Origin of the sequence: Pseudarthrobacter quantipunctorum, from assembly GCF_045291495.1 — a bacterium.
Lineage (GTDB): Bacteria > Actinomycetota > Actinomycetes > Actinomycetales > Micrococcaceae > Arthrobacter > Arthrobacter quantipunctorum.
Map to the genome: position 1 here is coordinate 2,350,344 of NZ_CP148033.1, position 17,012 is coordinate 2,367,355.

At 68.0% G+C, this 17,012-nt stretch carries 14 protein-coding genes; 6 read left to right on the forward strand and 8 right to left on the reverse strand.

Translation table 11 applies throughout. The features are described 5' to 3' along the window. Positions 1–40 precede the first annotated feature (40 nt). From WHH00_RS10725 to WHH00_RS10745, 5 genes are all read left to right on the forward strand, one after another. Positions 41–1,126, forward strand: a complete 1,086-nt coding sequence (locus WHH00_RS10725) for a threonine aldolase family protein (RefSeq protein WP_406638566.1) — start codon at positions 41–43, stop codon at positions 1,124–1,126. Between the two features lie 76 nt (positions 1,127–1,202). Then, on the forward strand, positions 1,203–1,853 hold the full coding sequence (locus tag WHH00_RS10730; protein ID WP_400515771.1) for a DUF3000 domain-containing protein: 651 nt from the start codon (positions 1,203–1,205) through the stop codon (positions 1,851–1,853). Between the two features lie 112 nt (positions 1,854–1,965). Next, the gene (locus WHH00_RS10735) at positions 1,966–3,300 is read left to right on the forward strand and encodes an HRDC domain-containing protein (RefSeq protein WP_406632644.1); all 1,335 of its coding nucleotides are present in this window, start codon (positions 1,966–1,968) and stop codon (positions 3,298–3,300) included. A gap of 262 nt (positions 3,301–3,562) precedes the next feature. Further along, a complete protein-coding gene (locus WHH00_RS10740; RefSeq protein WP_406632646.1) occupies positions 3,563–4,840 on the forward strand; it encodes a thiolase family protein in 1,278 nt (425 codons plus the stop codon). Continuing rightward, positions 4,837–6,996, forward strand: a complete 2,160-nt coding sequence (locus WHH00_RS10745; RefSeq protein WP_406632648.1) for a 3-hydroxyacyl-CoA dehydrogenase NAD-binding domain-containing protein — start codon at positions 4,837–4,839, stop codon at positions 6,994–6,996. Before WHH00_RS10740 ends, WHH00_RS10745 begins: the two co-directional genes overlap by 4 nt. Here WHH00_RS10745 and WHH00_RS10750 read toward each other — a convergent pair whose 3' ends face one another. The 3 genes from WHH00_RS10750 to WHH00_RS10760 are packed head-to-tail and all read right to left on the reverse strand — an operon-like array spanning position 6,997 to position 10,151. Then, positions 6,997–8,574 carry an ABC transporter ATP-binding protein gene (locus WHH00_RS10750; RefSeq protein WP_406632650.1) on the reverse strand — a complete coding sequence of 526 codons (1,578 nt, stop codon included), beginning with the start codon at positions 8,572–8,574 and terminating at the stop codon, positions 6,997–6,999. Between the two features lie 3 nt (positions 8,575–8,577). After that, entirely contained in the window at positions 8,578–9,321 is a 744-nt protein-coding gene (locus tag WHH00_RS10755) for an energy-coupling factor transporter transmembrane component T (protein WP_406632652.1), read from the reverse strand. 11 nt (positions 9,322–9,332) lie between these two features. Beyond that, positions 9,333–10,151 (reverse strand): ECF transporter S component, encoded by an 819-nt coding sequence (locus tag WHH00_RS10760; protein ID WP_406632654.1) that lies wholly within the window; start codon positions 10,149–10,151, stop codon positions 9,333–9,335. Between the two features lie 215 nt (positions 10,152–10,366). Here WHH00_RS10760 and WHH00_RS10765 point away from each other — a divergent pair, with 215 nt between their 5' ends. Then, complete coding sequence (locus WHH00_RS10765) at positions 10,367–11,791, forward strand: mycothione reductase (protein ID WP_406632656.1); 1,425 nt, start codon at positions 10,367–10,369, stop codon at positions 11,789–11,791. Positions 11,792–11,814: 23 nt separating this feature from the next. Here the strand turns inward: WHH00_RS10765 and WHH00_RS10770 are convergent, their stop codons facing one another. The 5 genes from WHH00_RS10770 to dxs are packed head-to-tail and all read right to left on the reverse strand — an operon-like array spanning position 11,815 to position 16,977. Further along, a complete protein-coding gene (locus tag WHH00_RS10770) occupies positions 11,815–12,840 on the reverse strand; it encodes a nucleoside hydrolase (RefSeq protein ID WP_406632658.1) in 1,026 nt (341 codons plus the stop codon). A gap of 7 nt (positions 12,841–12,847) precedes the next feature. After that, positions 12,848–13,825 carry an aldo/keto reductase gene (locus WHH00_RS10775; RefSeq protein ID WP_406632660.1) on the reverse strand — a complete coding sequence of 326 codons (978 nt, stop codon included), beginning with the start codon at positions 13,823–13,825 and terminating at the stop codon, positions 12,848–12,850. Between the two features lie 7 nt (positions 13,826–13,832). Beyond that, the gene (locus WHH00_RS10780) at positions 13,833–14,393 is read right to left on the reverse strand and encodes a hypothetical protein (protein WP_406632662.1); all 561 of its coding nucleotides are present in this window, start codon (positions 14,391–14,393) and stop codon (positions 13,833–13,835) included. Next, positions 14,390–15,007 (reverse strand): DUF402 domain-containing protein, encoded by a 618-nt coding sequence (locus WHH00_RS10785; protein WP_406632664.1) that lies wholly within the window; start codon positions 15,005–15,007, stop codon positions 14,390–14,392. The genes WHH00_RS10780 and WHH00_RS10785 overlap by 4 nt, the downstream gene beginning before the upstream one ends. Beyond that, a complete protein-coding gene (dxs, locus tag WHH00_RS10790) occupies positions 15,004–16,977 on the reverse strand; it encodes a 1-deoxy-D-xylulose-5-phosphate synthase (protein ID WP_406632666.1) in 1,974 nt (657 codons plus the stop codon). The genes WHH00_RS10785 and dxs overlap by 4 nt, the downstream gene beginning before the upstream one ends. Positions 16,978–17,012: the final 35 nt, after the last annotated feature.

Sequence of the window (17,012 nt, forward strand, 5' to 3'; positions counted from 1 at the left end):
GGCGCCCGACTTTACTTAGACTGAAAGCGTGAGCAAAGCGATGACAACAACTGCTGAAACCGCCGCCGGGGTCCGCCTCCACGATCCGAACGTGCGGGGGTTTGCCTCGGACAACTATTCCGGGGTGCACCCGGAAGTCCTCGCGGCACTGGCAGCCGCGAACGGCGGCCACCAGGTCTCCTACGGCGAGGACGAATACACCGCCAGGCTGCAGGAGCTGATGGAGCATCACTTCGGGCCCGGGATTGAGTGCTTTCCGGTCTTCAACGGCACCGGCGCCAACGTCCTTTCGCTGCAGTCGCTGCTCCCCCGGTGGGGTGCGGTGGTCTGCGCATCCACAGCCCACATCAACATGGATGAGAACGGCGCCCCGGAGCGCGTCGGCGGCATCAAGCTGCTGCACGTCCCGACACCGGACGGCAAGCTGACCCCCGAACTCATCGACCGGGAGGCCTGGGGCTGGGGCGACGAGCACCGCGCCCAGCCGCTCGCCGTCTCCATCACCCAGACGACCGAACTTGGCACGTGCTACACGCCTGAGGAAGTCCGCGCCATCGCCGACCACATCCACGCCAGGGGCATGAAGCTCCACATGGACGGCGCCCGGCTGGCCAACGCCGCAGCCCACCTCCAGGTTCCGCTGCGCGCCTTCACCCGCGACGCCGGCGTGGACATCCTGTCCTTCGGCGGGACCAAGAACGGCCTGCTCTTCGGTGAAGTGGTGGTGGCGCTGAACCCGGAAGCCGCCCACGGGCTCGTGTACCTGCGCAAGATGAACATGCAGCTGGCGTCCAAGATGCGCTTTATGTCCGCCCAGTTCATCGCGCTCCTGGAGGGCGATCTGTGGCTGCGCTCCGCCGCCCACGCCAACGCCATGGCCGCACGGCTCCGCGCCGCCGTCGACACCATCGACGGCGTCCAGCCCACCCAGAAGACCGAGTCCAACGGTGTGTTCGCCATCCTGCCCGACGGCGTGGCGGACCGGCTGCGCGCATCCTTCCGCTTCTACGACTGGAATGAAGCCGCCGGGGAAGTCCGGTGGATGTGTTCCTTTGATACAACCGAAGAGGACGTGGATTCCTTTGCTGACGCCATCCGCCGGGAACTTCAGCAGCGTGCCGGCTGACGCTGCCGGCACCCAGGGCAAGGGACCGGCGGCGAGCCTACCCGCCCTGCCCGGCACAGTTGCGTAACCTGCGAAGGTGAACGCACTTGACCAGGTTCCCCCGGAGTTTCTCCACGCCTTGGGAACCCTCAGGAAAGCCCAGTGCCGCCGGGAGCTCCGCCTGGCGGAGATTCCCGCGCCTGCCCGGCTGGCACCCTTTGCCGTGGCCTTGGGCGCCGAGGTTTATGCTCCCGGCGCCGGCACGCCCGGAACGCCCCTTCACGGCCCGGCCGCCATGGCATTGGCTGCCGCCTCGGGAACGGAAGACGACGGCGGCACGGAACTGGCAACCGGCCGGTTCATCCTCCTGCATGATCCGGAGGGATCGGAGGTCTGGGGCGGGGAGTTCCGCATCGTCACCTATATCCGCGCGGAACTGGAGCCCGAGATGGGCAACGACGAGATGCTCGGAACCGTCGCCTGGACCTGGCTCGTGGAGGCACTGGAAAACCACAAGGCGCCGTACCGGGCTGCAGGCGGCACCGCCACCCGTGTCCTCTCCGAAAGCTTCGGCACCCTCTCGGAGCGGCCGGGATCCATCGACATTGAACTCCGTGCGTCCTGGACACCTGCCAGCTCCGATGTCCGGGCCCACCTCGAGGCGTGGTCCGATATGGTCTGCACGTTCGCCGGCCTGCCACCGCTTCCTGACGGCGTTACGCCGCTGACACACCGGCGGCGGAACTGAGATCCCTGGCCGGTGGCGTCCAGATGGCGCGCGGCGCACAGGGCGGCACTGCGGGACCGTACGCACGCCCGCACGCAGGCGTGGACCGGCCGGCCGGTAAACTGAAGGCATCATGACCCCTAACATTCCGGATAACACCACGGCCGGCGTCCCGGCTGCTGATACCGCACCCCACATCACGGTGGAAGGCTTTGACAGCCCCGTCCCCGAAATCGTTGAACTCGCCTCGCCCCGGGACGGCGTTCCGCTGGTGATCGAAACGCAGTCCGGCCTGGAGCGCTGCGCCGCGGCCATAGCCGCAGGAACAGGGCCCGCGGGGGTTGACGCTGAGCGGGCTTCCGGCTTCCGCTACGGGCAGCGGGCTTTCCTTGTCCAGATCCGGCGTGAAGGCGCCGGAACCTGGCTGATCGACCCCGAACCCTTCGGCAACCTGGACATCATCAACGACGCCCTGCGCGGCGTCGAGTGGATCCTGCATGCCGCCAGCCAGGACCTGCCTTGCCTCTCCGAGCTGGGCATGTGGCCGGACAGGCTCTTTGACACCGAACTCGCGGCACGGCTCGCCGGGCTCCCCCGGGTGGGACTCGCGGCCGTCATCGAACAACTGCTGGGCTTTGGTCTCGCCAAGGAGCATTCCGCCGCCGACTGGTCCACCCGTCCCCTGCCGGAACCCTGGCTGAGGTACGCCGCGCTGGACGTTGAGGTCCTGACGGAGCTGCGGGAGGAGCTGATCGAACTCCTGGAGGCTGACGGCAAGCTGGAGTACGCCGAGCAGGAATTCGCGGCGATCCTGGCCGCGGGGCTGCCGCCGGCCCGCGTCGACCCATGGCGGAAGACCTCCGGGCTCCACCAGATCCGGGACCGCCGGCAGCTCGCTGCCGTCCGCGAGCTGTGGCTGGAGCGCGACTCCCTGGCGCAGAAACGGGATGTTGCTCCCGGCAGGCTGATCCCGGACTCTGCGCTGGTGGCTGCAGCCAAGGCGATGCCGTCCACGGTGCCGCAGCTTTTGGGAACCAAGGGCTTCCACGGCCGGGCTGCCCAGCGGGAGGCTCCCCGCTGGCTGCGGTGCATAGCCGCAGCCCGCGACCTCAAGGAGCTCCCGCCGCTGCACCTGCCCACCAATGCCCCGCCCCCGCCGAGGGTCTGGGCCGACCGTGATCCGGCGGCAGCTGCCCGGCTGGCCACCGCCCGGCCGCTGCTGCAGGCCAGGGCCGAGGAGCTGAACCTGCCGCTGGAGAACCTGCTGACCCCTGACTACCTGCGCCGGGTGGCCTGGCGCCCACCGGCCGATGTCAGCAAAGACGCGATTGCCGCGGAACTCCGCGCCCTGGGCGCGCGGGACTGGCAGGTGGAACTGGCTGCACCCCTTATTTCCGCGGCTTTCCTGAACCCCCAGCCACTGCCTGCCAAGGAACCAAAAGCGGACGCAGCCGCAGCAGGACAGTAGGTCCCGCCGCCGGCCACTGGCTCCCGAACCGGATCCCCAAACGCTCTCTCGGTTGATGCGTGAATATTGGCAACGCTCGCTCACTTTCCTGAAGAGAGTGAGAGAGCGCCAGCCAAAAAGGCGCATTAAATGAGAGAGCGTCCCTTCAACCCGGGGCCTTGCGGGCTAAGTTACTCGCGAGTAACATCGAGGGTATTGCCGCCAGGCTGGCTGCCGCATTCCGGCACGCAGCCGGCGCCTACGTCTCGATGAGGAGTTATACGTGAGCCACCAGGAAAGCGGCGCATCCATGCGCACTGTCCGGGACGTCGTCTTTGTGGACGGCCTCCGCACACCGTTCGGCAGGGCCGGGGAAAAGGGCATCTACGCCGGCACCCGGGCTGATGACCTGATGGTGAAATGCATCCGTGAACTGCTGCGCCGGAACCCCTCCTTGCCGCCGGAGCGGATTGACGAGGTGGCCATTGCTGCCACCACCCAGACCGGAGACCAGGGCCTCACCCTGGGCCGGACCGCCGCCCTGCTCGCCGGCCTGCCCAGGACGGTTCCCGGGTTCGCCATTGACCGTATGTGCGCCGGGGCGATGACTGCCGTGACATCCGTTGCCGGCGGAATCGGCTTCGGAGCCTATGACGTGGCGGTGGCAGGGGGCGTCGAGCATATGGGCAACCACCCCATGGGCTCGGGCGCCGATCCGAACCCGCGCTTTATGTCGGAGCGGCTGGTGGACCCGGCCGCCCTCAACATGGGGAACACCGCAGAAAACCTGCATGACCGTTTCCCGTCGATCACCAAAGAACGCACGGACGCCTATGCCGTGGCATCCCAGGCCAAATATGAGGCCGCCCGCCGCAGCGGCCGCATCCAGCCGGACCTGGTGCCGGTGGCAGCCATGAAGCCCGGCCAGGGGTGGTCGCTGCACACCGTGGACGAGCCCCCGCGGCCCGGGACCACCCTGGCCGACCTCGCAGGCCTCCGCACCCCGTTCCGGGCACACGGGCGGGTCACCGCAGGTAACGCCGCGGGCCTGAACGATGGCGCAACCGCCGCTGTCCTGGCCTCGTCTGACACCGCGGCGGAGCTCGGACTGCCGGTCAGGATGCGCCTGGTCAGTTATGCCTACGCGGGCGTGGAACCGGAAGTCATGGGCATTGGTCCGGTGCCCGCCACCGAGAAGGCCCTGAAGAACGCGGGGCTTTCCATCGGGAATATTGGCCTTTTCGAGATTAACGAAGCGTTCGCCGTCCAGGTCCTGAGCTTCCTTGAGCACTTTGGCATTGCCGACGACGACACCCGGGTCAACCGCTACGGCGGCGCCATCGCAGTGGGACACCCGCTGGCCTCCTCCGGCGTACGGCTGATGACCCAGCTGGCCCGGCAGTTCGAGGAAGACCCTTCCGTGCGCTACGGCATCACCACCATGTGTGTTGGCCTGGGCATGGGCGCCACCGTGATCTGGGAAAACGCCCACCATGCCGATTACAGCGGAGCCCGGCCGGCAAACTCCGCCACCCACACCGTTTCCGAAGGAGCCGCATGAGCGCCGCAGATTTCACCCGACTTGCAGACCTGTTTCCCAACGAAACAGTGACGCATTCCTACGTCCAGGACATCGAGCTGCCGGCACCGGCCGGGAAGCCAAGCCCTGGCACGTTCGCCCTCATCACCCTCGACAACGGCCTGGACCATTCCAAGCCCACCACACTGGGGCCCAACACCCTGGTGGAGCTCGGCAAGGTCCTGGAGGGTCTCCGGGAACGCGCGGCCCGGGGTGAGATCGTCGGCGTGGGAGTAACGGGCAAGCCTTATTACCTGGTGGCGGGCGCCGACCTTTCCGCCGTCAAGAACCTGGACAAACGCGAGCACGGGCTGTGGATGGCGCAGCTGGGCCACGATGTGTACAGCACGCTGGCCGGCCTGGGGGTCCCCAGCTTCGCCTTCATCAACGGCGCGGCGCTGGGCGGAGGGCTGGAGATTGCCCTGCAGTCCACGTACCGCACAGTCTCCACCGGAGCAGGCGCACTTGCGCTGCCTGAAGCCGTTCTGGGCCTGGTCCCTGGCTGGGGCGGCGTGTACATCCTGCCGCGCCTGATCGGCCCGGAAAACGCGGTCAAGGTGATGATTGAGAACCCGCTCAGCAACAACCGGACCCTGACCGGACCCCAGGCGTTCAGCCTGGGTGTCGCGGACGCCCTGTTCGAGCCTGCGGATTTCCTGGAGCAGTCCCTTGCGTGGGCGGCCGGCGTCATTTCAGGCGACCTGGTCCCGGAACGGACCAACGCCGTCGATCCCGCCGACCCAGCAACCGCCGCGCGCTGGGATGCAGCCGTCACGGCAGGGCGGGCCTTCGTGGACGCGAAGACGTCCAATGCTGCGCCTGCGCCGGGAAAGGTCCTGGACATCCTCGAGGCGAACCGCACCATGACCCAGGCGCAGTCTGCTGCCCTGGAATGCGAAACCCTCGCCGACCTCATGCAGACCGACGAGTTCCGTGCCACCGTCTATGCCTTCCTGGACCTCGTCCAGAGGCGGTCCAAGCGCCCCGCCGGAGCCCCGGACCGCAAGCTGGCCCGTCCTGTCACGAAGATTGGGGTGGTTGGCGCCGGCCTCATGGCAAGCCAGCTGGCACTGCTGTTCGCCCGCCAGCTCAAGGTCCCCGTGGTGATGACGGACATTGACCAGGCCCGGGTGGACAAGGGCGTTGGCTACGTCCACGCCGAGGTGGACAAGCTCCTGGGCAAGAAGCGCATCAGCCAGGACGCCGCCAACCGGACCAAGGCGCTGGTCACGGGCTCCGTATCCAAGGAGGTTTTCGCTGACGCGGACTTTGTGATTGAAGCCGTGTTCGAGGAACTGAACGTCAAGAAGCAGGTCTTTGCCGAACTGGAGGCAGTCGTCTCCCCGGACTGCATCCTGGCCACCAACACCTCCTCGCTGTCCGTCACCGCCATGGCGGCGGACCTGCAGCACCGGGAGCGCGTGGTGGGCTTCCACTTCTTCAACCCCGTGGCCGTCATGCCGCTCCTGGAAATCGTCCGTGCTCCGAAGACGGACGACGCCGTGCTGGCCACCGCCTTCGAACTGGCCAAGGGCCTGAAGAAGACAGCGGTGCTGGTCAAGGACGCCCCCGCGTTCGTGGTGAACCGCATCCTGTTGCGGCTGATGGGCGAGGTCACGGCCGCCTTTGATGAGGGCACCCCCGCCGAGGTGGCGGACAACGCCCTCCGTCCCATGGGCCTGCCGATGACGCCCTTCACCCTCGGCGCCATGGTGGGCCTGCCCGTGGCCCAGCACGTCCAGGAATCCTTGCACGCGGCCTTCGGCGAACGCTTCACGGTCTCCGCCAACCTGCAGAAACTCATTGACAACGGTGTGAAGGGCCTGTGGGCGACCGGCCCGGACGGATCGCAGGAAATCCCCGATTCCACCCTGGCACTGATGTCCTTCGGCACCTCCCCCTCAACGGCGGAGCAGGTGCTGCGGCGCACGCAAGACGCGCTGGCGGAGGAAATCGGCCTCATGCTCACCGAAGGCGTGGTTGCCGCTCCCGAGGACATCGACCTCTGCATGATCCTGGGCGCGGGCTGGCCCATGTTCCTCGGCGGCATCACCCCCTACCTTGACAGGGTGGGAGCCTCCGAGCGCGTCAACGGCAGGCGGTTCCTGCCGCCGGGAATGGCGTCCCGCCCCGCCTGATCAGCCCTCCAGCCGCCCGCCGTCGAGCGCTACCACCCGGTGGGCAGCAGCGCGGGCATAGCCAAGGTCATGCGTGACCAGCACGACGGCGGCGCCCTCCCCTGCCGCGGAACGCACCGCAGCGTCCAGCAGGGCGAGGCCGCCGCCGTCCAGCGCCACGGTGGGTTCATCCAGGGCCAGGACTGACGGTTTGCGGGCAAGGACCGTGGCCAGGGCGAGGAGGCGCTGGCCGGAGGCGGGAAGTTCGGCTGGGTGCGTGTGCGCCGCCCCTGCCAGGCCGACGGCGGACAGTGCTTCCAGGGCCCGGGAGGCTGCCTCGCCGGGGTGGAACAGGCGGTCCAGGCCGAAGCGCACTTCGCGGAGGGCGGTCCGCTCGAACAGCTGGTCCCGGGGCTGCTGGAACAGCAGGCCCACGGAGCCGGCCGCTTCCCCTGGCGGCACCCCCGCAATGTCCCTGCCGTGGACCAGGACGCGGCCCGCGGTGGGCCGGAGCAGTCCGTTGAAATGGCGCAGCAGCGTTGATTTTCCTGCCCCGTTGGGCCCGGTCACCGCTACGATCTCGCCGCTATGGATGCGCAGGTTGATGCCCTGCAGCACCAGAGCGCTGCCTGCCGCTTTTCCGCCCGGGTCCCGGCGCCGCATGTTCCTAAGTTGCGCTTCCTTGCCCCGGGCGCTGTAGCCAAAGGAGACGCCGCGGAGCTCAAGTGCGGGAACGCTGCCATCGTTGCGCGGCGGCAGCGTCTCCGTCTGCACTGCTTCCTTGTGGCCCTGCCCCGGCGCCGTCCCGCCGCCGGCGTACCGGATACCGGACGGCAGCAGCCCGGGGCCGGCCCCCATTTCGGCCGGCGTTCCGCTCCCCATGACGCTGCCGTCCGCCAGAAGAACCCAGGTTCCGGCGTCCAGGAGTGGCGCGTCAACCACCTGGCTGAGGACCACGACGGCGGTACCGGCCGTCGCGAGGTCCTGCAGCAGGCGTGCCAGTTCGGCAGTTCCGGCGCTGTCCAGCGATGCGAAGGGCTCGTCCATGATCAGCACCCGCGGCCCGGTGATGATGGCACAGCCGATGGCGAGGCGGCGGAGCTGGCCGCCGGACAGCGCGGCGGGGTTCCGTCCCAGAAGCTCCGAGAGCCCCAGGAGGCCGGCAGTGTGTTCCACCGTGGCTTTCATGGCCTGCCGTTCCAGTGCCGCGTTTTCCAGTCCGAACGCCAGTTCTTCCGCCACCGTTGCCCGGACGGTGGACAGGACGGCGGCAGGGTCCTGGGGAACGAAGCCCACCTGCCGGCCCCACTCCGCCGGGTTGATCCGCGGGTCCGCGTCACCGCCGAAGTCCAGGCGCGTGCCTGCGAGTTCCAGGAAACCGCGGAGGGTGCCAGCGGTTCCGGGGGGAAGCCAGCCGGACAGCAGCCGGCCCAGCGTGGACTTGCCGCTTCCGGACGCTCCGAGGATGGCCGTGAACGTTCCGGGGACGAGGTTGAGGTCAATCCCCTCCAGGACGGGGGCCTCATCCCCGTGGTAGGTGAAGCTCCGGATTCCGGCTGACAGTACCGGCTGGGTTCGCATCGGGTGGGTGGCGGACATGGCTCAGCTTCCCGCCCGGGTCAGCAGCAGCCGCGCAGCAACCGCGGCTGCAGCGGCCGCCAGCAGCACACCCCGAAACACGCGCTGGCGGATCGGATCCGGAACGTTCCGGTAGCTGGTCCGCGGCCCGGGATTGCTGAAGCCCCGCGCTTCAAGGGCGGCTGTCCGCGTTCCGGCATCCTCGATCAGGGACAGGACCAGCGGCACCGCCTGCAGCCGGAACGCGGCCGCGCGGTGCAGCAGTCCGCGGCGGACCACCAGTCCACGGGACTCCTGGGCCTGCCGGATCCGTTCCGCCCGGGAGGAGATGGCCGGCAGCAGGGTCAAGGTGGAGGCGAGCACGAAGGCGAACCGTCCGTGGACACCGCGGGAGGACAGCACCGCCACCAGGTCCGGCACGCTGACGCTGAAGGAGAACACCAGGAAGCTCAGGACCACCGCCCCCAGCTGCGCTGCCCGCTCCAGGGCGAAGACAAGGCCCTCGGTGGTAATGCGGGCCACTCCCCACTCGGCCAGGACTGTCCGGCCCTCGGGAAAGAACAGCCCATGCATGGCCAGCAGCGACAAGCCCAGGGGCAGCAGCACTGCCGCAGCCGCGGGCAGCAGCTGCCGTGCCGTGCCTCCCCTTGCCGAGAGGACCACGGCAGCACCCATGACGGCGAGGGACAGCGGCCAGCTGGCTGCCGCCGTCGTTATTACCGCCGTGCTGCCGGCGGCGGCCAGGGAGGTCAGCGGATGCAGGCGCATCGGCGTGGGGGTCAGGAGCCCTGTTCGGGCGACGTGCCGGCCAGCACGCGGTGCCGGCGGACGAACGGGAACTGCAGGCGCGCGCGTCGGGGAAGCGCGTAGGCCAGGACGGCCACCACGGTGAAGACGATGGCCTTGTCCATGGGATCGGAGATGAGCGCCTGCTTGGTGATGGCGGCCAGGAGCGTGTCCCCCATGGACCGGAAGGCGCTGACGATTGCTCCGGTGGCTACCCCGGAGGTGCCGCCGAAGACGAAAGCCGCCACCGGCGCGGACACCACGCCGCCGATGATTCCGGTGACAAAACCGGCCACGGGGGCGAGGTAGAAGCGGCGGAACATCCCGTGCCGCGCGGCAAGTCCCGCCAGGCAGCCGATCAGTGCGGCGCCGGCTGCGAACGGCAGCACCGTGGGGTTGAAGAAGGACCAGACAATGCTGCTGAGCGCTCCGGTTGCGGCGCCTGCGGCCGGTCCTGCCAGCACGGCGATGAGGACCGTGCCGATCGCATCGAGGTAGAACGGGACCAAAGTGCTGCCCACGAACTGTCCCAGCACGATGTTCAACACCAGTGCCACGGGGATCAGCACCACGGTGGAGGCCGGCAACGTCGGCAGGACTGCCACGATCAGCAGGATGGCGCCCACCAGGAATCCGGAAAGGGCAATCAGCGCGGACGCGCTGCCGGGCCCGCCGGTGATGTCGGCCGGCTGGTTGAGGACAAGGTAGACATAGGTGGCGGCGATGGCCGCCGCGCCGAGAATTTCCAGCAGCCGGCGTTTACGGGCGGCAGCCGGTGCCGGGGCAGGCAGCGTCAGGGAGGGCGATGACATGGGGTTCCTTCAGGGTGCGCGTGGAGGGCCCGGGAAACCGGGCCGATGGAACGCTGCGTATGTCACCTCGGCAGCTGGCGGCAGGCTGCTGCGCCTGTTCCGTCCGCGATTATTCTACTGGCGCCGCACCGCTGCCGGGGCATCCGGTCCGGATTGGCCTAGACTGCCCGGACAGGCAAAATCCGCCTGCCGCTGCCGTTTCGGAAAGACCTGCCATGCCCCACTATGACCTTGCCATCATCGGATCCGGCTCCGGCAATTCCCTGATCACCCCGTACTGGGATGGCAAGCGGGTGGCCCTGGTTGACGGCGGCGTCTTTGGCGGCACCTGCCTCAATGTGGGGTGCATTCCCACCAAGATGTACGTGTACCCCTCCGGGCTTGCCGCGGCGCAGCAGGAGGCAGCCCGGCTTGGAGTGGACCTCAGCCTGGACAAAGTGCACTGGAATGCCATCCGCGACCGGATCTTTGGCCGGATAGACTCCATCTCCTCCGCCGGCCGGGACTACCGGGCAACGGAACTGGACCACGTTGACCTCTATGAGGACTACGTCCGCTTCACCGGCCCGCGGGCCCTGCGGACCGAATCCGGTGTGGACATCACGGCCGGGCAGGTTGTGGTTGCCGCCGGGTCCAGGGCGGTCCTGCCCGAGGTGCCGGGGATCGGCCTGCCGCAGGTGCATACCTCGGACACCGTGATGCGGATCGACGGGCTGCCCGAAAGGGTGGTGGTAGTTGGCGGCGGCTACATCGCTGCCGAGTTTGCCGGGATTTTCCACGGATTCGGCTCCAGCGTGACCCAGGTCAACAGGACCAGGCGCCTGTTGCGCGGCCACGACGCCGAAATCTCCGGGCGGTTCGCGGCGGCGGCGGCAAGCCGCTGGAGGCTGGAACTGGGCTTCTCGCTCCAGTCCATCGAGGACAACGGCGACAGCACCGTAGTGGTGAACTTTGCCGATGCTGACGGCCGGCCGCTGCGCGTCCCTGCGGATGTTGTACTCATGGCCACCGGCAGGGTTCCCAACGCGGACCGGCTGGGCGTGGAGGCCGCCGGGTTCGATGTGAACGACGACGGCACCCTGGCCGTGGATGCCAACCTGCGGATCCTTTCCCGCGGCACCCCAGTGGACGGCGTCTACGCCCTGGGCGACGTGGCCAACCCGTACCAGCTCAAGCACGTGGCCAACCGGGAAGCCCGCGTGGTGTCGCACAACCTGGAACACCCGGACCGCTTGCGCCGCATCGACTACACCGCCGTGCCCTCCGCAGTCTTCTCCAGCCCGCAGGTGGCATCGGTTGGCCTCACCGAAGCAGAGGCCCGTTCACAGGCAGCCGCGGGAACCCACGTGGTGACGGCGGTCCAGGACTACGGCACCACCGCCTACGGATGGGCCATGGAGGACGGGGAAGGCGTGGTGAAGCTTGTGGCCGAGCGGGCCTCGGGCAGGCTGCTGGGTGCCCACATCCTGGGCCATGAAGCGTCCATCCTCCTCCAGCCCCTGGTCCAGGCCATGGCCGGGTCCGTGCCCGTCCATGAGCTGGCCCGGGGCCCGTACTGGATCCACCCGGCCCTGACCGAGGTGGTGGAAAATGCCCTCCTGGCATTGGACACCGACCTGCCGGAGGACGCCCCGCTGTAGTCCCGCCGTCGTCAGCGGTCCCCTCAGCCGACCCGGGCGGCGAGGCTGCCCACAGCGGAGACCAGCTCCCGGAAGGCCGCTGCCGGATGGTTGGCGGAGACCACGCGTGCGTTCGGCGGGGCACCCCACAGCCCGCGGAAGTCTGCCACCGTGGTGCCCATCAGGAGCGGCGACCCGGTCTCGACGTCCACTGTGGCGGGACGGGCCTGAAACTCCAGGGTTCCCGCTGCCACCCCCGCGGCGAAGAAGTCGTGGACATGGGCCAGGTATCCCTGGTCGTAGTGCCGGTGGAACTCGAAGTAGAACCGCAGGGCGTCGGACAGGTGCCGGACCAGAGTGTTGTCCGAGGTGCTGCGCAGTCCTTCCGGCTGCTCGGGCAGCACCAGTTCGGGGATGCGCGCACCGGCCGCTTCCGCCAGCTGCCGCACGTGGTGGGGGTGCAGTTCCATCCGCTCGGTGGTATCCAGCGAGCACACAACCGGAAGCTTCTCCTGCGGCAGGCCGCGGAACGCGGCGTACACTTCCTTGGCCGCGTGCGGGTCAACGTGGGTGTTCCACTCGGCCGTGGGCGTTGTGTTGCCCTGGTGGTAGAAGCTGCCGCCCATGATCACCACCCCGGCCAGCAGGCGCGGAAGTGCCGGTTCCTTCCGCAGGGCCAGCGCAAAATTGGTCAGCGGCGCAGTGATGAGGGCGGTGAGCTCCCCTGGGCGGCGGCGGGCATGTTCAACCCAAAGGTCCACGGTGTTCCGCCCGGACACCGCGCCGGAGGGTTGAGGCAGGACCGCGTACCCGATCCCCTGGGGTCCGTGGGTCTCGGGAGTGGTGAGCAGCGGTATGGCCAGGGGCTTGCGCGCGCCGATGGCCACTTCCACACCCGGCCGGCCGCACAGTTCGAGCAACGCCAGGGTGTTGCGTGCCACCTGGTCCGCGTCCACGTTTCCCGGTGTCGCGGTGACGGAAACGAACTCTGTGTCCGGCAGGGCGGCAAGGTAGGCCAGGGCAAGGGCATCGTCGATGCCCGTGTCCACGTCCAGCAGGAAGGCGGTCATCCCGGTCCTAGAACAGGGCAACCTTGGGAGCGGCCGGGAAGATACTGTCCAGCTCCGCGAGGTCCTTCTCGGAGGGCACCCAGCCAGCTGATTCAGCGTTCTGGCGGACCTGGTCCGGCGTGGTGGCGCCGGCGATGACGCTGGCCGCCGAGGGCTGGGCCGCCAGCCAGGAGAAGGCCACCTGGATTTCGGTCAGGCCGCGGTCCCTGGCGAAATCGCCGAACCTGCGCAGCTGGTCCCAGTCGGCGTCGTGGACCAGGTGCTGGCGGGTGTGGCTGAGCCGCGATCCGTCCGGGGCGTGGCCGGGCGAGTACTTGCCGGTCAGCAGTCCGTTGGCGAGCGGGAAGTAGGGCAGGACGCCCAGGCCGAATTCTTCCGCAGCCGGCGTCACCTCAAGCTCGGCGCGCCGGTCCAGGAGGTTGTAGTGGTTTTGCGTGGAGATGAAGCGGGTGCAGCCCAGTTCCCTGGCCACGTACTCGGCCTGCGCGATCTGCCAGCCGGCCCGGTTTGAGTGGCCGATGTAGCGGACCTTGCCGCTGTTGACGAGGCTGTCCAGTGCGGACAGGGTCTCATCGATGGGAGTCAAGGGGTCAGGCGTGTGGAACTGGTAGAGGTCGATCCAGTCGGTGCCCAGCCGCCGCAGCGATGCCTCCACGGCCTGGATGATGTAGCGGCGTGATCCGCGGGCGCCGAAGTCGGGGCCGCTGGCACCCTTCATGTCCATGCCGAACTTGGTGGCCAGGACGACGTCCGCCCGCCTTGCGCCGAGCGCCTTGCCGAGCATCGCCTCGCTGAGCCCGGGTTCCCGCCCGTAGGTATCGGCGACGTCGAACAGCGTGATCCCGGCGTCGATCGCTGCGTGGACCACGGCGTCCGTGGCGTCCTGGGATTCGGTGGCGGTGTTGGCGCGGCCCAGGTTGTTGCAGCCCAGGCCGACGGCGGAGACGGTCAGGCCGGATTTTCCGAGCCGGCGGTACGTGGGCATTGTGCTCCTAGAGGCTGAAGCCGGCAGCCGGCTTGGCGGAATACTTGAGCTTGAAGTTGCCGGGCTCGTTGAAGGGGGCTGCGCCGATGCTCAGCTTGGTGAAGTCCAGGTCCTCGCCGCGGATGCACACCTTGACGGCGTTGACGGCCTTGTTCACCTCCGGGCACAGGCAGAAGATGTTGAGCTTGTAGTCCGTGAATTCGGAACGTTCCACCGTTCCCAGTCCACGCCAGGCCAGGTGGCTGATGAGCGCGTCGGTGGCCTTTTCCTCCAGGTAGCGGTCCCTGTCGGTGCCCTCACGGGTCTTCAGCGCGAACTGGGCCACCACCCAGAACTGTTCCTTTTCCGGAATCTCTGCGTAGCCGTCCTCGGCGCACTGGGCTGCGAAAGCGTCCAGGAGGCTCTCCGCCGCCTCGGGGGTGGAGACATCTGTCTCCTCGGTTTTGCTTTGGTGGCCCACAGCGCCGTAGTTCATCACGAACTGGCTGTAGTCCTCGTCATACCAGGCCTCCCGGAAATGGAGGGTGCCCTCGTCGTCGCGCTTGTAGACCCTGACAATTCCGCTCATGACCGTCCCTTGGTAAACCATTCGACGTCGGTGCCGTCGAATGGTGCGTTCTGCGCCTTTACGGCCTGGTAAAGCTGGTCCGCCGAAGCCTCGAGGGATTCGGCAAGTGCGGCGGGGTAGTCCATGGCCACCCGGTGCTCGGCGAATTCGTCCTCGTCGTCAATGAACACGCCCCTGGCGGCCGTCCGGACGACGTCCAGGTCCATGTCGATGACATGGAATTCGGTGACGGCGGGACGGATGGTGCTCCATTCGTGGGCGACGGCCAGGTCGATGTAGACCCGCACCCCACCTGGGTGGGCGTCGTCGTAGAACGTGGCCACCCAGTCGCCTTCGCGCGGCACAAGGAGCACGGCATCAGACTGGGTGTAGAACGCCGCGCCCGGACGGGAACAGAATTCATTGGTTCCCTGGAAAATCCACCAGCCGTGCCGGTCCTCGCCGAGGTAGCGTCCGGGTACCACCCAGTGGGCTTTGCCGTTCCATTTCCGGTTCCGGGCGACCACCAGCTGGCCGGGATGAAGGTTCTCCGGTACCCGCGTTGCCCCCGGGTGGTTTTCCCCTGCAGGTTCCCCCAGGAGACCGGGGTATTTCAGTTCAGCCTCTCCCCTCACAGAATCGGAAGGCTTCCGGTGGTGGGGTGCTGCTGGCCGGGCAGGGGACGCGCAAAGGGGACCTTTGTGCCGAGAACCTGCGCAACGACGTCGTGCGTGATCTGCTGGGCGGTCAGGCCGACGCGTTCGAGGATCTGGGCCCGGGTGCCGTGGTCCAGGAATTCGACCGGAAGGCCCACCTCGTTCAGGGCGGTGTCCACGCCCGCGGCCCGCATTTCCTGGCGGATCCGCGAACCGACGCCGCCGGCACGGACGCCGTCCTCAATGCAGATCATCAGGCGGTGGTGCGACGCCAGCGCGATGATGGAACGCGGGACGGGCAGGACCCAGCGCGGGTCCACCACGGTGGTGCTGATGCCCTGCGCGCCGAGGCGGTTGGACACGTCCAGCGCGAGTTCGGACATGGCACCCACGCTGACGATCAGGACATCGTTTTCTGTGGAGCCGCTGGGCCGCCGGGCCAGCACGTCAACGCCGTCGCTGAGGCGTTCAAGGGCTTCCACTTCCGCGCCCACGGATCCCTTGGAGAAGCGGACCACGGTGGGAGCGTCGCCGATTGCCACCGCCTCGCGGAGCTCCTCGCGCAGCCGGCTGGCGTCGCGCGGGGCTGCAAGGTGGAGTCCGGGGACGATCTGGACCATGGACATGTCCCACATGCCATGGTGGCTGGCCCCGTCCGGACCGGTGACGCCTGCGCGGTCCAGGACGATGGTGACGCCGGCCTTGTGCAGGGCCACATCCATGAGGAGCTGGTCGAAGGCCCGGTTCAGGAAGGTTGCATAGACGGCAACCACGGGATGCAGCCCGCCAAAGGCCATGCCGGCGGCGGATGTGAGTGCGTGCTGTTCGGCAATTCCGACGTCGATCACGCGGTCCGGGTGCCGGGCCGCGAATTTGTGCAGGCCAACGGGGATGAGCATGGCGCCGGTTATGCCGACGACGTCCGTCCGCTCATCGGCGATGGCTGCGATTTCGTCGGCGAAGACCGAGGTCCAGGACTGGGCGCCGGCGGCGCCGGTGGGCTCGCCGGTCTCGGGGTCGATGATGCCGACGGCATGGAACTGGTCTGCCTCGTGGGCGCGGGCGGGGGCGTAGCCGTGGCCCTTTTCGGTCATCGCATGCACAATGACGGGCCCGCCGTAGTGCTTGGCCGTGGACAGTGCGTGTTCCATTGCCTGGAGGTTGTGGCCGTCCACGGGACCGATGTACTTCATGCCAAGGTCTTCGAACATGCCTTGCGGGGCCCACCAGTCCTTGATGCCCTTTTTCATGGCATGCAGGCTCTTGTAGGTGAACTGGCCCGCCGGTCCCCCGTTTTGGAGTTTCTTCTTCCACCAGTCGAGGGCCACTTCGTAGGCCGGTGCCGTCCGGAAGGAGTCGATCGTGGGGCGCAGGGACGCAAGGTAATCCGCGAAACCGCCCACGGTGGGCGCATAGGACCTGCCGTTGTCATTGACCACAATCACGACGCGGCGCTTTTTGTCCGCGGCGATGTTGTTGATGGCTTCCCAGGCCATGCCGCCGGTCAGCGCACCGTCGCCCACCACGGCGATGACGTACCGGTCGCCTTCCCCGGTGAGCTGGCGGGCACGGGAGATGCCGTCCGCCCAGGACAGCGACGAGGAAGCGTGCGAGCTTTCGACGATGTCGTGCTCGGATTCGGCCCGGGAGGGGTAGCCGGAGATTCCGCCCTCCTGGCGCAGGGTGCTGAAATCCTGGCGCCCGGTCAGCAGCTTGTGGACGTACGACTGGTGGCCCGTGTCGAAGACGATGCTGTCACGGGGCGAGTCGAAGATGCGGTGCACGGCGAGCGTCAGTTCCACCACGCCGAGGTTGGGTCCGAGGTGCCCGCCCGTCTGGGAGACGTTCGTGATCAGGAAGTCCCTGACCTCCGAAGCCAGCTGCTTCAGCTGGTCTTCTGACAACTCGTTCAGGTCCTGCGGATTCCGGATGGTCTCCAAGATTCCCACTGACCCCTCCTTCAGGTGGTAGACGTGCCGTTTAA

What these genes read in the sequence shown, in the direction of transcription:
- WHH00_RS10765 (WP_406632656.1), top strand. Translation starts at nt 10,367, where the DNA reads ATGCCCCACTATGACCTTGCCATCATCGGATCCGGCTCCGGCAATTCC.
- WHH00_RS10775 (WP_406632660.1), bottom strand. Translation starts at nt 13,825, where the DNA reads ATGCCCACGTACCGCCGGCTCGGAAAATCCGGCCTGACCGTCTCCGCC.
- WHH00_RS10780 (WP_406632662.1), bottom strand. Translation starts at nt 14,393, where the DNA reads ATGAGCGGAATTGTCAGGGTCTACAAGCGCGACGACGAGGGCACCCTC.
- WHH00_RS10755 (WP_406632652.1), bottom strand. Translation starts at nt 9,321, where the DNA reads ATGCGCCTGCATCCGCTGACCTCCCTGGCCGCCGCCGGCAGCACGGCG.
- WHH00_RS10725 (WP_406638566.1), top strand. Translation starts at nt 41, where the DNA reads ATGACAACAACTGCTGAAACCGCCGCCGGGGTCCGCCTCCACGATCCG.
- WHH00_RS10760 (WP_406632654.1), bottom strand. Translation starts at nt 10,151, where the DNA reads ATGTCATCGCCCTCCCTGACGCTGCCTGCCCCGGCACCGGCTGCCGCC.
- WHH00_RS10750 (WP_406632650.1), bottom strand. Translation starts at nt 8,574, where the DNA reads ATGTCCGCCACCCACCCGATGCGAACCCAGCCGGTACTGTCAGCCGGA.
- WHH00_RS10770 (WP_406632658.1), bottom strand. Translation starts at nt 12,840, where the DNA reads ATGACCGCCTTCCTGCTGGACGTGGACACGGGCATCGACGATGCCCTT.
- WHH00_RS10735 (WP_406632644.1), top strand. Translation starts at nt 1,966, where the DNA reads ATGACCCCTAACATTCCGGATAACACCACGGCCGGCGTCCCGGCTGCT.
- WHH00_RS10745 (WP_406632648.1), top strand. Translation starts at nt 4,837, where the DNA reads ATGAGCGCCGCAGATTTCACCCGACTTGCAGACCTGTTTCCCAACGAA.